Annotated in this window: 11 protein-coding genes; 4 read left to right on the top strand and 7 right to left on the bottom strand. The window is 39.5% G+C overall.

What is annotated here, in order from left to right:
• Positions 1–24 precede the first annotated feature (24 nt).
• Positions 25–1,641, top strand: coding sequence for an FMN-binding glutamate synthase family protein (locus QRD02_RS11670; protein WP_290255171.1), 1,617 nt, complete (start codon positions 25–27; stop codon positions 1,639–1,641).
• Positions 1,642–1,788: 147 nt separating this feature from the next.
• Positions 1,789–2,313 carry a DUF7935 family protein gene (locus tag QRD02_RS11665; RefSeq protein ID WP_290255133.1) on the top strand — a complete coding sequence of 175 codons (525 nt, stop codon included), beginning with the start codon at positions 1,789–1,791 and terminating at the stop codon, positions 2,311–2,313.
• A 14-nt stretch (positions 2,314–2,327) separates the two neighbouring features.
• Here QRD02_RS11665 and QRD02_RS11660 read toward each other — a convergent pair whose 3' ends face one another.
• The 5 genes from QRD02_RS11660 to QRD02_RS11640 form a co-directional block, all read right to left on the bottom strand.
• The gene (locus QRD02_RS11660; protein WP_290255132.1) at positions 2,328–2,960 is read right to left on the bottom strand and encodes a response regulator; all 633 of its coding nucleotides are present in this window, start codon (positions 2,958–2,960) and stop codon (positions 2,328–2,330) included.
• A 36-nt stretch (positions 2,961–2,996) separates the two neighbouring features.
• Positions 2,997–3,749: a sensor histidine kinase gene (locus QRD02_RS11655; RefSeq protein WP_290255131.1), complete on the bottom strand. Its 753-nt coding sequence runs from the start codon at positions 3,747–3,749 to the stop codon at positions 2,997–2,999.
• Positions 3,731–4,378: a hypothetical protein gene (locus QRD02_RS11650; RefSeq protein WP_290255130.1), complete on the bottom strand. Its 648-nt coding sequence runs from the start codon at positions 4,376–4,378 to the stop codon at positions 3,731–3,733. Before QRD02_RS11650 ends, QRD02_RS11655 begins: the two co-directional genes overlap by 19 nt.
• A 24-nt stretch (positions 4,379–4,402) precedes the next feature.
• Positions 4,403–5,086 (bottom strand): hypothetical protein, encoded by a 684-nt coding sequence (locus tag QRD02_RS11645; RefSeq protein WP_290255129.1) that lies wholly within the window; start codon positions 5,084–5,086, stop codon positions 4,403–4,405.
• Positions 5,087–5,404: 318 nt separating this feature from the next.
• Positions 5,405–7,459 (bottom strand): M1 family metallopeptidase, encoded by a 2,055-nt coding sequence (locus QRD02_RS11640; RefSeq protein WP_290255128.1) that lies wholly within the window; start codon positions 7,457–7,459, stop codon positions 5,405–5,407.
• Positions 7,460–7,549: 90 nt separating this feature from the next.
• Between QRD02_RS11640 and QRD02_RS11635 the strand changes: the two genes are divergently transcribed.
• The gene (locus tag QRD02_RS11635; RefSeq protein ID WP_290255127.1) at positions 7,550–10,087 is read left to right on the top strand and encodes a DUF559 domain-containing protein; all 2,538 of its coding nucleotides are present in this window, start codon (positions 7,550–7,552) and stop codon (positions 10,085–10,087) included.
• Between the two features lie 94 nt (positions 10,088–10,181).
• Here the strand turns inward: QRD02_RS11635 and QRD02_RS11630 are convergent, their stop codons facing one another.
• A complete protein-coding gene (locus tag QRD02_RS11630; RefSeq protein WP_290255126.1) occupies positions 10,182–11,567 on the bottom strand; it encodes a M16 family metallopeptidase in 1,386 nt (461 codons plus the stop codon).
• Positions 11,568–12,956 carry a M16 family metallopeptidase gene (locus QRD02_RS11625; RefSeq protein ID WP_290255125.1) on the bottom strand — a complete coding sequence of 463 codons (1,389 nt, stop codon included), beginning with the start codon at positions 12,954–12,956 and terminating at the stop codon, positions 11,568–11,570. It abuts the gene before it with no gap.
• A gap of 155 nt (positions 12,957–13,111) precedes the next feature.
• On the opposite strand from QRD02_RS11625, the gene QRD02_RS11620 reads away from it, so the two are divergent.
• A complete protein-coding gene (locus tag QRD02_RS11620; protein WP_290255124.1) occupies positions 13,112–15,316 on the top strand; it encodes a RelA/SpoT family protein in 2,205 nt (734 codons plus the stop codon).
• Positions 15,317–15,343: the final 27 nt, after the last annotated feature.

The following is a 15,343-nucleotide window of genomic DNA, read 5'->3' as shown; positions in this document are numbered from 1 at the left end:
AAATATCTTTATAAAAAACTTGATATGGATGCTATTTTATCTTTTTTAGGCGACATCCCTTGGTGGGGTTGGATTCTTTTCTTTTTATTGATTGTTGCCGTTCGGGATATTTTTTTCAACAAAAGACATACTATCAGCCATAATTTTCCCGTGCTTGGGCACTTGCGCTATATGTTGGAAACCATTGGCCCAGAGCTTCGGCAATATATTGTGGCAAACAACCGTGAGGAGCTTCCCTTCAATAGAATTGAGCGCGGATGGATTTATGCCTCGGCGAAAAATGAAAATAATTATGAAGGTTTCGGAACGGATCGGGATATTTATGAACCGAATTACATTTTCATAAACAATTCACTTTTGCCATTTAAGGTTACCAAGGACAACCCGAATTATAAAAATCCTTATTTCGTTCCCTGCGCAAAATTGATGGGCGGTTATCACAAACGCCGCAGACCGTATCGTCCGGCATCGGTGATTAATGTATCCGCTATGAGCTTCGGTTCGCTTTCGGCCCGCGCTGTGGAATCGCTAAACAAGGGTTGTGCGATGGCCTATTGCTATCACAATACCGGCGAGGGAGGGCTTTCTCCTTATCACAAAACAGGAGCCGATGTGGTTTTTCACTTTGGGACGGGATATTTCGGTGTGAGGGATGATGACGGAAAATTTTCCATGGAAAAGATTGTAAAACTCGTAAATGACAATCCGCAGGTAAGAGCCATTGAAGTGAAATTATCACAAGGAGCAAAACCTGGAAAAGGAGGGGTTTTGCCAGGTTCAAAAATAACAAAGGAAATTGCAGAAATACGGCATGTGCCCTTGGGCAAGGACGTACTATCACCGCCGGAACACTCGGCTTTCGAGGGTGTGGAAGGATTGATTGAATTTATTGAAGACATTGCCGAGGCCACTGGTTTGCCAGTAGGTATTAAATCTGCTGTCGGTCGTTTGGGCGAGTGGGAAAAACTGGCAAAATTAATGAAGGAAACAGGAAAAGGTCCTGATTTTATTACCATTGACGGAGGTGAGGGCGGAACTGGAGCCTCGCCACCGAGTTTTGCCGATCACGTTTCCCTTCCTTGGCTATTCGGTTTTGCTGAAGTTTATAAGATTTTCAAAAAGCATGATATCTGTGACCGAGTTGTTTTTATTGGAAGTGGAAAATTGGGATTTCCGGCAAAGGCAGTAATGGCATTTTCCATGGGCGCCGATTTGGTAAACGTGGCGCGCGAGGCCATGATGAGTATTGGCTGCATTCAAGCACAACAGTGCCACACCAACAAATGCCCCAGTGGGGTTGCCACACAAAATAAATGGTTGGAGCGCGGTATCAACGTTGAGGATAAATCGGTTCGGGCGCATTTCTATTTCAAAAACTTTCGAAAGGAATTGATTGAAATGACCCACGCCTGTGGCTATGAGCACCCGTGCCAATTCACAATGGATGATGTTGATATGACTGTTGGAGATAAAAACCTCATCAAAACATTGGCACAATCCTTTATGTATCATAAGTGCACAGTGCCTTTTGAAAGTGTAAAGGCCCTGTCGGATTGTCCACATTTGGGCGGAAATTATCATGAAAAAGAGGCCAAGAAGGAAGTTAAGGAAATGCGTAAAACAAATAAAGTTCGGTATTAGTTTAGGTTTACAATACAATGCAGAAACATTTTTTTTAATTTAAAATCCATTTGAAAATTTTATTCTGAAGGCACCGTAGGTTTGGTACATTTTCCAATAGTTGTGCAGTTGCCGAAAACATATTAAGTTTGTCCACTTTAAAAAATTATGGAACAGACCACTCAAATCATTAGTTATGTAGCTTACTTGTTGCCTGCCATTGTTGTGGGAATCATAGCTTATTTTTTCTTTAAGGGACACACCGCCAATGAGGAAGGACGAAGAAGATATTTAGTTCAAAAAGAGGCGCAAAAGCAAGTTTTGCCCTTGCGGCTGCAGGCTTATGAGCGGCTAACCCTTTTTCTTGAAAGAATTGATCCGAACAAGCTGTTGGTTCGTATAAAACCATTTTCCGATTCAAAGGACGATTATGAAAACCTGCTTGTTAAAAATATTGAACAGGAATATGAGCATAACCTAACGCAACAAATTTATGTTTCCCCTGAATGTTGGAATCTTATAAATGCTGCCAAGAATGCCACAATACACGTTATTAGACAGGGTGCGATGCACCAAAAGGACGGAAATGTAGATAAGATGCGGGAGTGGCTTTTGCAACATTTTATGGAAGAAATTACTCCTTCACAAAAAGCGTTGGCATACATCAAAAAAGAAGTAAGCGAACTTTTTTAAATGCTTAATATTTTCTACGGAATAAAAATATTGTGCTGGATGGCGAAAAGGATAAGCCCGATCCTATTTTTCAAACCGAGTTTTCTATAAAGGGAATCCCGATAACCCTCAATGGTTTTATAACTACAGCACATGGCATCGGCAATTTCCTTATAGCTCATTTCCGTGCAAGCTAGTTTTATAAATTCCAGCTCCTTATCCTTAATTTCAGTGTCAATTTTTTTTTCGGCCGAATCTATTATTAATTTCGATATTGAATTGGAAAAGTAATGACCTTTTTGCATTACTTCCAACAACGCTTTTTCAAGAATTCCTTTTTTTGTGTCCTTCATTAAATATCCCTTTGCGCCGGCACGTAGCATCTTCAAAATCGTGTATTCGTCTTCTTCAATGGAGAGTGCCAGCACATTAACCTGGGGAAATTGCTTGTGAAGTCTTTCGGTGGTTTCTATGCCATTTAGAATTGGCATTTTAATATCCATCAGCACCAAATCTGGAATTTTCCGTGGATCATTAAATTTATCCAACAGTTCTTGCCCGTTTTTACAAAGATATAGCACTTTAAAATTTTCAAATTCATTCACAAGTCCTCCAATGGCTTGTGATAGCAAATAATGGTCATCAACTACTACTACGGAATAATTCATTTCTATTTTTTTTTTTGAAAGTATCCTTACCTAATGTCAATTAAATATACACTCCAAATACAAGGCTGTTCCTTTCCCTTTTTCAGAATTAATTCTTAGGGTGGAATTGATAAGCTTTGCTCGTGTTGTCATATTTTTCAAGCCTATACCCATAAAATCATCATTCTTTTCGAAACCGATGCCATTATCAGCGGCTGTTATTGCCAATTTATTGTCCGTATAATCCAACACCACACTTAACTCGGATGCTCTTGAATGTTTAATGGTGTTTGAAAAAAATTCCTGTAAAATCCTAAAAAGTATAATTTGTGTGTTTGCCTCAATAGGGGTTACGATTCCTTCCACCGTCAATTTCGCGGCTATAAATTTTAATCGGTTAAATCGGTCAATCTCCATACCTACTGCTTCCTTCAAACTAAGACTTTTTAATGCTTCGGGATTTATCAACTTTGAAAGTGCGCGGAGCTCATCAATTCCCGTTCCGATGGTTTCCGAAACCTCTACCATCATCTCGGGCTTTTCCAGGGACATTTGGGCCTGGATTTTGGCGAGGGTCATCAATTGTCCTATATTATCATGCAGTTCCCAACTTATGTTTCGCAGCGTTTCTTCCCTAATTTCTATTTGCGATTCTGCCAGTTCACGTTCAAATTCCTTCTTCGCCGCTTCCTGTTCTTGCAGGAGCCTGTTCTTTCTTCGCGCAAAAACACTGAACAATACTATAACTATAATCACTAGTGATATAGGGATGGCTATGGCAGCAATTACTATTATCTCTTTTTCATCCATAAAAATCCCGTCAAAAAGAACAAATACATTATGATTATTAGCGAAAACTGAATTACCAGTAAAAACTCAAAAAAACTATCGGGTTTATAAAACCAGGTTTTTATGATTTTAATGGGAATATAACCAATATAAAAAAGAAAAAGACCCACGCTAATCCAAAACAAAAGATCATTCTTCACCACCAGAACTAAGTAGGATTGTAGAATATTTATGTAATAAAGAATTATACAGAAAACCAAAATCCCGGCCCCGGCAATATATGTTTTGGCAAAGGAATCGGTACCAATACCAGTGAAAAATAAATCGCTTAAGAAAAAAAGCAAAAATATTCCCATCCCAATTCTAATATATTGTTTGAACCTCCCATCGTCAATTATTGCCATAAAAACGTAAAAGAAAAATGAAAAATGAATTAAATAATATAGGTTGAAAACGAAATAATTTATGCGCAGAAAATCATATTTAATGAAATATCCCACATATTCCGTGGCAATAGTGATAAAAAGAATGACCGGCAAAAACTTGAGCGGAGTATGTTTATATAAGGGTAATTTAAAAAGCGCTATAATAAACACAATGACATATAATGCCATAAAGGAATTCTCAAGTATTTTTAAAACTGCTTCCACGACAATCTGGTTGGACTGACGACCCTAATGGTTATGGCCGAAATCAATAGTGGGCGGGGGCGGTGCCAATTGGCCATCGTTCAAAATCAAACTGGTTGTTCCGCCACCTTGGGCAGCTGCATTATTGGACATAAAAAATCCTGCTTCGTTTGTTTGCAATGTTGAATTTGCATTGGTTTTGCCGCGGTTTTCCCTAGGATTGGAAATTTCTCTATTTATTGGAACCGCAGAAAAATTACCGTTTATTTCTTCAACAGAGAACCCCACGTTCTCCCCTCCCAATTCAGTTGTTGGAACAACGAAAATGCTATTTCTTCTAGTATATTTAACCGGATCGCCATTTAAGAATTTGGTACTATTGGGGTAATTTGAAAGGTAGAAGCGAAGTGTATTAATGCTAACATTGGCACGTTTTGCTTCGTGCTCTATAAAAGCAATATACTGTTTTATTGTTTCGAGATCATATTCTGCGTAACGTGTGGGCTCAAACTTGGAACCATCTGATAATAAACTGTCTTCATATTCCTGAATAATAGGAATGCGCCGCTCGGAATAGGCATTGTACATTTCTTGAGCTTGGGCAACGGAAATAATATGATCCTTTGGTGGCCCTTCATACGGCGGATGTGAAGACGGATCTTGGCAGCCAATAAACATAAAAATGGTAAAAAGCATAAGCAGAAATCGGAAGGAAAATTTTGTTTTCATAATAGAAAAATTTTTTGGTTGTGGCATAAATGTAATTACAAATTAATTAGTTTGAAAGAGGGTGTTTTTCAACTTCGAATGAAAATACAATTTTCTTATTGATAATCAACACCTTAAATAATGTTTTGACATAAAAAACAGGGAAAAACCTGAAAAAAAGGGGGATTTCCCCCTAAGTTAAATTCGAAGAATTTTTTCAACGTTGTGTGTGGTCTTTCAGACAACTAATGGTTATAAACTTTAGTAATTACGAGCCAGAATGAAAACAATATGCGTACGGTCGCGACAATTAGGATTATCTATGCAAAAGCTGTGCGTTCATTCCTTTAAAATGGAATTTAAATAACTCGCTCCAATTTCAGAAACCTGTCTGCCCAAAATCTTAACCTGTTCATAGTATTTTTTACTTTGAAGTAAATTATTCAAAAGTGCTTTTGAAATTTTTGCGAAGCGCCAAGTGGGATGCACGCAGGCTTCCACCAAATTTTTCAGCGTTTGCGTGTCCCAGATTTGAAGCTCGTTTACAAATTCAAATGCTTTTTCGCGGATTTCGAAACTAAAATCCGTTGAAGTATAATTTTTTAATTCGCTTATATATTTTTCCCTTTTGGGGTTTTCGTATCCGTCGGTGATAATTGCCAAAGCCAGCCAAAGCTGCCGAATATTTTTATTTTGAAAACCTTCCATGCCCATGATTTTATTGAGATATTCAAATCGCTTTTCGGGAAATTGCATCCAAAGTTGATAAAGGGCAGTTTCAATTGTTACATAGGAATCGTCATTCAACAAACTTTCATATTCCGTTTGAAGTTCCTTCGGAATGGTTTGCAAAGAAAGCGCCACGGCCTGACGGACATACAGATTATTGCTTTCAAATGCCGTTTTGTATAGCGGAAGTGTTTCAGCAATTGGCTCGTCCACCAATTGAAAAACCGCTTCCTGCCCAATAAAATCATTCGGAAAAGTGAGCGCCGTTTTTAATTGATTTTTTTTATTGGAAAAAGGAACTGCACGAAGCGCGGAAACTTCGAAATATTTTTTGATAAACGAAGATTTCATTAGGGATTGATACGCTTCCTCACTTTGAAAAGCGCTTTGTTTCAGCCAATTATTTTCAAAATCGGTAATATCTATTTGTGAAACTGATTTCACTTCATTCAAAAAATCATCCGTGGAAACATTGTTGAATTTGTATTTTTCCAAATAGTTTTTGACAGCAGTTTTAAAAGCCTCATCCCCTATTTTCTCCCGCAAAATATGAAGCGCCCACGCTCCTTTTTGGTAAAATGTAAGCGAACTTGCTTTAGGGTTCAATAGCGATTCCCCTTTGCCTTCGTCGCTCAATGCCTTTAATTGCTCAGCGGTTCGGTATAATTGCCAGGAAAAATAATCTTCTCCGAATACATCTTTTTCCGCAAGCAAAGCATAATATGTTGCAAACCCTTCCTGCAGCCAGTGATGTGTGTCTGCCGTAGCTGTTATCAAATTCCCAAACCATTGGTGGGCGAGTTCGTGGGCGTTTACATTTATATAATTTCTATCGTCGAAGCCAATGGAATCAACCACAAACGCTTCGGAAAAGAAGGTTGCGGTGGTGTTTTCCATCCCAGCATACAGAAAATCGCGAACGGGAACTTGCTTATAATTCTGCCACGGATACGCAATGCCGATTTCAGTTTCCAAAAAATCAAAAATCTGTTTGCTGTGGCGATACGTTGGTTCAACCTTTAAGGAATCCGATGGTTTGTAATACAATTCAATGGGAATTCCAGAATTTGAAACGAGTTCTTTTTTATCAAAATCACCGATTGCGAAGGCTACCAAATAGCTGGACATTGGTTCTTTCATATCGAAATTATACATCTGCCCAAGCGAATCATTTTCAATTTCAGTCAATTTTCCATTCGCGATTACAGTTTTATTGACCGGAGCGAGTATTTTTAAATCAAATTCAATTTTATCATTTACATCGTCGATGCTCGGCAACCAATGTGATGTGTACTTTCCTTGGCCCTGCGTCCAGATTTGATCCTCGAAAAAATAAAGTGTTTGTTTTGGATTCATACTGTACCATAAATCTGCCGTATAAGTTTTTCCTTTTTCAAAGTTTCCCACAAACCAAACCTTCTTTTCATCAGAAGATATTTTGAAATTTTTAGTTTCAACATCATTTATTTGAATATTAACAGCATCCATAAAAACGGAATCCGTTTCTTTCAACAGTTTAAAAGTAGCTACAAATCGACCTGCTATTTTTTTTTCAGCAGCATCCGGCTTAATCAAAGCCTCAATCTTCAAAAAATCCACAACATCAGTTTGTTGCGCAAATACTGTAAAACTTGAAAAAAGAAACGTTATAAGAAATTTGTTCATTTTAAGAAGGGAAAAATTTTATGAGTAAGCAAATTACAAATTTTCAATCAATGGGATTCACGACTTGGCGGGAATTAGTATTTTCGTTTTATGAACGCAAATTTCCTGCAAACTCCCATAGATTATCTAAAAGGCGTCGGCCCAAACCGTGCGGATTTGCTGAAAAAAGAGCTGGGCATCCACACGTTTCAGGATTTGCTGAATCTCTTTCCGAATCGTTATCTCGATAGAACGCAATACTACAAAATTGGCCAACTTCAGCAGACTAATGCTGAAGTTCAGATTATTGGGAAAATTACCCATATTAAAACGGTTGAGCAGAAAAAAGGAAAACGGTTGGTCGCCACTTTCATTGACGAAACGGGCACGATGGAATTGGTTTGGTTCCGCGGACAAAAATGGATTCGCGAGAATTTGAAGTTGAATGTGCCGTATGTGATTTTCGGAAGAACGAATTTTTTCAATGGCAGTTTTTCTATGCCACACCCCGAAATGGAATTGCTCGATGCCCACGAAAAAAGTATTCGTTCGGCAATGCAACCCGTATATCCTTCCACTGAAAAATTAGCGAATAGCGGCATCACAAATCGGGTGATAAATTCACTGATGCAACAGTTGTTTTTGGAGACCAAAAATGCCTTCTCCGAAACCCTCTCAAAACCACTTTTGGATCAGCTAAAATTGGCCTCAAAAACGGAGGCACTTTTCAACATACATTTTCCCAAAAGTCAGACGCATTTAGCACGGGCGCAATACCGATTAAAATTTGAGGAATTGTTCTACATTCAACTGCAATTAATTCGGAAAAACCTCCTCCATAAATCAAAAATTAAGGGCTATACTTTTGACAAAATAGGGCATAATTTCAACACCTTTTTTTCGGAACATTTACCCTTTGAATTGACCGAAGCACAGAAGCGTGTACTGAAAGAAATCCGCAACGATTTGGGAAGTAACGCACAAATGAATCGGCTTTTGCAAGGCGATGTGGGTTCTGGGAAAACCATTGTGGCGCTAATGTCAATGTTAATAGCACTTGACAACGGTTTTCAAGCCTGTTTAATGGCGCCAACTGAAATTTTGTCAGTACAGCATTATAACGGTTTGGTTGAAATGTGTAACAAACTGAACACCAGTATTGAAATACTAACGGGCTCAACCAAAACTTCAAAAAGAAAAGAAATCCATGAAAAATTGGAAAATGGTGAATTAAACATCCTAATTGGTACTCACGCGCTGCTCGAGGATAAGGTAAAATTTAAAAATTTAGGGCTTGCAATTGTGGACGAACAGCACCGTTTTGGAGTGGAGCAAAGAAGTAAACTTTGGCATAAAGGTAGCCCACCTCAATCCTCCCAAAGGGAGGAAGCCGAAGTGCGCAAAAAATATATGACGGCTAGACCGTCTACTTATAAATTACTGAAAGAGCTTCAGCAAAAAAACAAAAAACAACCCACCCAAGCCGAAGCCATTTTATGGGAATGTTTAAGGACTAAAAAGCTTGATTTTAAATTTAGAAGACAACATATAATTGATGAATTTATCGTAGATTTTGTCTGTCTCGAAAAGAAGCTTGTGGTTGAAGTAGATGGTGGCTATCACAACCATCCGCAACAAAAAGAGGTTGATGAGTTAAGGACACAGATTTTAATAGAACTCGGGTTTAAAATACTACGTTTCACCAACGAAGAAATAATAGGCAACATTGATACTTCAATAAAAACAATTGAGACAACTTTAAAAAGCCTCCCCTTGGGGGAGGTTGGAGGGGCTATTCCCCCACACGTGCTAATTATGACCGCCACCCCCATCCCCCGCACCCTGGCCATGAGCATTTATGGCGACCTCGATATTAGCGTAATTGACGAGCTTCCGCCAGGCAGAAAAGACATCAAAACCGTGCATCGATTTGATGCAAATAGGCTGAAAGTTTTTCGCTTTATTAAGGACGAAATTTCGAAGGGTCGGCAGGTGTATATTGTGTACCCTTTGATACAGGAAAGTGAGAAGATGGATTATAAGGATTTGATGGATGGATACGAGAGTATTGTGCGTGAATTTCCGCAACCGAATTACCAAGTTTCCATAGTTCACGGGCAAATGAAATCTGCCGATAAAGAATATGAGATGAACCGCTTCATTAAAGGAGAAACACAAATTATGGTAGCCACAACGGTTATTGAAGTTGGCGTAAATGTGCCAAACGCCAGCGTGATGATTATTGAAAGTGCGGAACGTTTCGGGCTTTCACAACTGCACCAATTGCGCGGAAGAGTTGGCCGAGGTGCGGATCAGAGTTATTGCATATTAATGACTAGCCACAAACTTTCCGCGGATGCAAAAATCCGTTTGGAAACCATGGTTAGAACCAGCGACGGATTTGAAATTGCTGAAGTAGATCTAAAACTGCGCGGTCCCGGCGATTTGATGGGAACGCAACAAAGCGGCGTTTTAAACCTTCGAATTGCAGATATAGTGAAGGATTCCGAAATATTAAAGATTGCCCGAAGCTATGCTTCGCAAACGTTAAAAACTGACCCAAACCTTTCTTCGGAAGAAAATATTCCTATTAAAAATACCTACGCTCAACTTGTGAAATATCGGAATATTTGGAATTATATTTCATAATTCCTCGATATTTAAAGGCAAACATTAACTAGGATGTAGAAAAAAAAGCCCAACTATCGCCGGGCTTTTTTTCAACTAACTCAAACTTCAACAATTACTGTTCTTTTTTCGCGGGTTGCGCAATGGTTTCTTTTACTTGTTCCTTTATTTTTTCTTTGTCGCCAACCACAATTAGCGTCATTTTATCCGGCTGAATATATTTTTTTGCCATTTCTTGCACTTGCTGTGGGGTAACTGCATTTATGTTTTTCACTTGATTTACCAAAAACGATTCATCCAAATTGTGCACATCGAGGAAATTCAACTGCCCAATAATTCCATAGGGTGTTGAATTTTGAAGCACATAAATGCCCGATTTGTAATTCTTCATCCCATCCAATTCAGCTTTTGCGGGAGCTTCATTTTGCAGGCGAACAATTTCCTTTTTAATTTCATCCACGGAAGCGCCGGTAAATTCAGTGGTAACATCTGCACTTTCGTACCAAAGTCCGCTTTTGTAATTTGCCACCAAAGCACTGCTTGGGGAATAGGTATAGCCTTTATCCTCGCGGATGTTGCTGGTAATTCGCGAGCCAAAGGAACCGCCCAAAAGCGTATTCATAACATCCAGCGCCACATAATCCTTGTTTGACGGATCGGGCACTGGAAGCCCATAATAAATAGTAGATTGGGGCGCGCCCGGACGGTCAATTATTTTTACTTTCCCGTTGGACTGAGCTTGGGCGACAGGATAATTTTCCTTCGGACCCTTCTGCCAGTCGGCCAGTGTAGATTTCACCACTGCTTTAATTTCTTCCGAATTAAAATTTCCAACAACATAAATTGTGGTACGCTGTGCACCGAAATTTGCATCGTAAAAAGATTTTACATCATTCAAAGTATAGGAATCGACTTGTTCGGAAGTGGGATATAATCTTCCGTAGGGATGGTTCGGATACATTTCCGCAAAGAAATCCTTTCTTGCCTGCGCCCCGGGAGTTGATAGCGCAACAGTTAAATTTCTTTTCATATTATTTTTAAGCCTATCCATTTCACTTTGAGGCAATTTTGGATTTTCCAAAACGTCGGCAAGAATTTTTAAGGCATCGGGGGCAAATTCCGACAGCACATCAGTGCTTAGGGATGTATTGTGCGCGCCCACGCCAATATTTAGATTTCCGCCCATTCCCGCAAGCTTGTCCTTTACGGAATAATCGGCCGTACTGCCTTCCTTCATCAAATCGCCCAGCAAGTCGGCCAGCCACACTTGGTCTTTGGTTTCGTTTATATTGCCTGTATTTACTGTAATACTTATGGTGGCTTTCGGGATACTTCCGTAGGGCACCATTACCAATTGTAGGCCGTTGTCCAGACTTATAACTTCTTTCTTCGGAAGCGAAAAATCTTTTGGTTCCGCGCCTTTTGGTGGGGTTTGTTTCTGCGCTATGCCTGGCACGGCGATAAACAAGGCTATAAAAAATGTATAAATTGAAGTTTTCATTTAGTTTGTTTTTTCGTTGTTTGCCAAAAGTGGATTTACCACCAAAATGGTTCGATTCGTTTTTCTTAAATATTCTGAAATTGTCTTTTTCACAATTTCGGGGGTGACCTTTTTAAATTCCTCTTCCAAGGTATTTATTCGCGCGGGGTTGTCGTCAAAAAGAGCAAAGCTGCATAGCAAATCCGCACGGCCAAACCCAAATGTGCCACTCAATTCATCGTATAATTTTGAGCGTATTTTCACCATTGCATTGTCCAACATTTCCTGGTTTATTTTTGTTGAAAGTCCGTCTATAACTTCATCAACGGCGTCCATAACTTGCTGTTTTGAGGTTTCATTGTCATAGGTTACATCGAACATTATTTGCATTGGGCCATTATAATTGAACATATTCCCCAAATAATTTATACCCCCACTTACGTAGGAAGTGTACCCTTTTTCATCCACCAATTTTTTCTGAAGCAAGGCATTATCGCCTTGGATTAAAATTTGATCTAAAAGTCCCATAGCATAATATTCCGGAGTATTGCGCACTGGCATATGGTATGCCACCGCCAGTGCCGGTTTGTTTGCCAAGGAATCATTTTTGGTGAATTGCTTTTCCTTTTCCTGTTTAGGTTCTGAAATGTCCGGCATTGCGGGAATCTGCGCGGAAGGAATTCCGCTGAAATATTGGTCAATCCAAGCTTTTGCCTCGCTAATTTCAAAATCCCCAACTATTGAAATAGCGGCATTATTCGGAGCGTAATAGGTTTTGAAAAAACTTTCAACATCTTCGAGATTTGCGGCATCGAGATCTTTCAAATCTCCGTAAAAATTGTGGGCGTTGTACCAGTTTGTATTTGCGTATTGCGGCATGTCCAGCCAAGGAAAGCCGCCGTACGGTTGGTTCAAAACATTTACCTTCACTTCGTTTTTAACAACGCCTTGTTGGTTGGTAAGATTTTCCTGTGTAATATCAAGGCCTTTCATTCGGTCGGCTTCGGCCCAAAGCATGGTTTCCAGTTTGTTGGACGGGACTATTTCAAAATAATTGGTGAAGTCAAAACGCGTAGAGCCGTTTAAAATGCCCCCATTTTGCTGCACTAATTTTATGAATTCCATTTTGCCCAAATTCTCTGAGCCTTGGAACATCATATGTTCAAACAAGTGCGCAAACCCGGTGCGATCCTTCGGTTCGATTCTAAACCCGATGTTGTAATAAACCGCCACCACAACGGTTGGAGAGGACTTGTCCGGCGATAAAATTACCTTAAGGCCATTGTCCAGTTTGTAATATTCCACCGGAACATTGAATTGGGCGGTTTGCTTGTTTTGTGCATCTTTATTTTGGGCAAAACTTAGTACGCAGCTTGCTAAAAAGAAACACATCAGTATTCTATTTTTCATATGGATATTTTTGGAATGGTTTATAAATAATAGACATTAAGTTAAATAAATTGTTACAGTATTTCTTAAATATTTGATAGCCAAGAAATAAATATTACCCAGTCCATTGTATTAATTTAGTTGTCCATTTCAATACTAATCTGTATTTTTAGTTTATGACAGAAGCCGCATTAGAAGAAGAGAAAAAGGAGATTGCCAAGCACTACAAACAGCTGCTAAAAATTAGTTATCGCACCCTTTCCAAAGAAGATAAAAAACTGATTCGCAGCGCTTTTGATTTGGCCGTGGACGCCCATAAAGACCAACGTCGAAAAAGTGGCGAGGCTTATATTTTTCACCCTATCGCGGTTGCAAAACTAGTTGCTTCCGAAATTGGACTTGACGCCACGAGCATAGCAGCAGCGTTACTTCATGATGTTGTGGAAGATACGGCCTATTCCTTGGAAGATATTGAGGAAATGTTCGGGACGGCGGTTGCTCGGATTGTGGATGGCCTCACAAAAATTTCCCACATCAATATGTCCGAAGACGTATCGATGCAAGCCGAAAACTTTCGGAAAATGTTGCTTACCCTCAACGAAGACATTCGAGTTATCATCATCAAAATTGCGGACAGGCTGCACAATATGCAAACCATGGAAAGTATGCCGCCGGACAAACAGCGTAAAATTGCTTCTGAAACGCTTTACATTTATGCCCCCCTCGCCCACCGGATTGGCCTTTACAATATAAAAACCGAGCTTGAGGATATGGGCCTTAAATTCACCGAGCCCGAGGTTTATGCAGATATTTTGGGAAGAATCAAAGAAAGCAAGGAGGAACAGGATGCCTATATTGAAGCCTTTAACCAAGTAATAAAGGACTCCCTCGATTCCGAAAATCTAGATTATGAAATAAAGGGCCGTCCAAAATCCATTTTTTCCATCCGCAGAAAAATGCTGGTGCAGAATGTGAGTTTTGATGAGGTATATGACAAATTTGCCGTGCGAATTATATACAAAAGCGCGCCCGAGAACGAAAAATTCTTCGCGTGGAAAATATATTCAATCGTTACCGATCATTTCCGCCCGAACCCAATTCGCCTTCGCGACTGGATTTCCTCACCAAAATCAACGGGTTATGAAGCATTGCACATCACCGTTATGGGGCCCAAGGGCCGTTGGGTGGAAGTGCAGATTAGAAGTGAACGGATGAATGAAATAGCTGAAAAAGGATTTGCCGCACACTATAAATACAAAAACAAGGAAAAAGACGATGGTGGCCTTGAAAACTGGCTAAACAAACTACAGGATACCCTTGAAAATTCAGAAATAAGCGCGGTGGATTTTGTGGAAGAATTCAAATTGAATCTTTACGCCAAGGAAATTTTCGTATTTACGCCCAAAGGCGATCTGTATTCACTCCCGAAAGGTGCAACGGCTTTGGATTTCGCATTCCACATCCACACGGAAATCGGCATGCACACCCGCGGCACAAAGGTGAATGGAAAACTTGTTCCATTAAGCCACGAGTTAAAAAGTGGCGACCAAGTGGAAGTTATCACTTCGGAAAACGCAAAACCCACAACCAACTGGCTGAACTATGCAACAACGGGAAGAGCCCGATCCAAAATAAAATCATCACTAAAGGACGAAAAGAAACAACTTGCCGAAGAAGGAAAGGTGATTCTGGCCAGAAAATTAAAATCCCTGAAAATTAATTTAGATGAAAGCACGCTCAACCAGCTTGTGGTTTTCTTTAAAGTGAAAACAAGTCTGGATTTGTATTATCGCGTGGGGGCGGGAATAATTGACAACCAAAAGCTGAAAGATTTCGCGGCTTCGCGAAGCAATGCCTTTATTAGTTTCTTCAAAAACCGAATAAGAAAGCCAGACAAGCCCGAAGATGTCCACAAGGAAGAAATTACCGAAAAGTTTGACCAACTAGTTTTCGGAAAGAGTGAGGACAAACTGGATTATAAAATGGCCAATTGTTGCAACCCCATTCCCGGCGATGATGTTTTCGGATTTGTAACCGTGAATGAAGGCATCAAAGTGCATAAAACAAACTGTCCAAATGCGTTACAGCTTCAAAGCAATTACAGTTACCGCATTATGCCAGCCAAGTGGATTGATAGTACCCAAAGAGAATTCAAGGCGATTTTGGAAATTTCCGGCATTGATACCATTGGGCTTGTAAATGAAGTAACGAAAGTAATTTCCAACAACCTGCACATAGATATGAAAAGCGTGCATTTTGATAGTAATGACGGGGTTTTTACGGGTAAAATTGTTGTAGTAGTAAAAAACAAAACCATACTTACAAACCTCGTGGAAAACATCAAAAAAATAAACGGAATTGATAAAGTTACCAGAGTGTAAAATTTAAGTAACTTTGCAAGCTTAGTT

It is taken from the genome of Aequorivita aurantiaca, assembly GCF_030410135.1.
Taxonomy (GTDB): Bacteria; Bacteroidota; Bacteroidia; order Flavobacteriales; family Flavobacteriaceae; genus Aequorivita; species Aequorivita aurantiaca.
Note: the sequence above shows the minus strand (reverse complement) of the source record. Positions and strands in the feature narration are given on the sequence as shown.

What these genes read in the sequence shown, in the direction of transcription:
- QRD02_RS11640 (WP_290255128.1), bottom strand. Translation starts at nt 7,459, where the DNA reads ATGAACAAATTTCTTATAACGTTTCTTTTTTCAAGTTTTACAGTATTT.
- QRD02_RS11630 (WP_290255126.1), bottom strand. Translation starts at nt 11,567, where the DNA reads ATGAAAACTTCAATTTATACATTTTTTATAGCCTTGTTTATCGCCGTG.
- QRD02_RS11670 (WP_290255171.1), top strand. Translation starts at nt 25, where the DNA reads ATGGATGCTATTTTATCTTTTTTAGGCGACATCCCTTGGTGGGGTTGG.
- QRD02_RS11655 (WP_290255131.1), bottom strand. Translation starts at nt 3,749, where the DNA reads ATGGATGAAAAAGAGATAATAGTAATTGCTGCCATAGCCATCCCTATA.
- QRD02_RS11645 (WP_290255129.1), bottom strand. Translation starts at nt 5,086, where the DNA reads ATGAAAACAAAATTTTCCTTCCGATTTCTGCTTATGCTTTTTACCATT.
- QRD02_RS11625 (WP_290255125.1), bottom strand. Translation starts at nt 12,956, where the DNA reads ATGAAAAATAGAATACTGATGTGTTTCTTTTTAGCAAGCTGCGTACTA.
- QRD02_RS11660 (WP_290255132.1), bottom strand. Translation starts at nt 2,960, where the DNA reads ATGAATTATTCCGTAGTAGTAGTTGATGACCATTATTTGCTATCACAA.
- QRD02_RS11620 (WP_290255124.1), top strand. Translation starts at nt 13,112, where the DNA reads ATGACAGAAGCCGCATTAGAAGAAGAGAAAAAGGAGATTGCCAAGCAC.
- QRD02_RS11635 (WP_290255127.1), top strand. Translation starts at nt 7,550, where the DNA reads ATGAACGCAAATTTCCTGCAAACTCCCATAGATTATCTAAAAGGCGTC.
- QRD02_RS11665 (WP_290255133.1), top strand. Translation starts at nt 1,789, where the DNA reads ATGGAACAGACCACTCAAATCATTAGTTATGTAGCTTACTTGTTGCCT.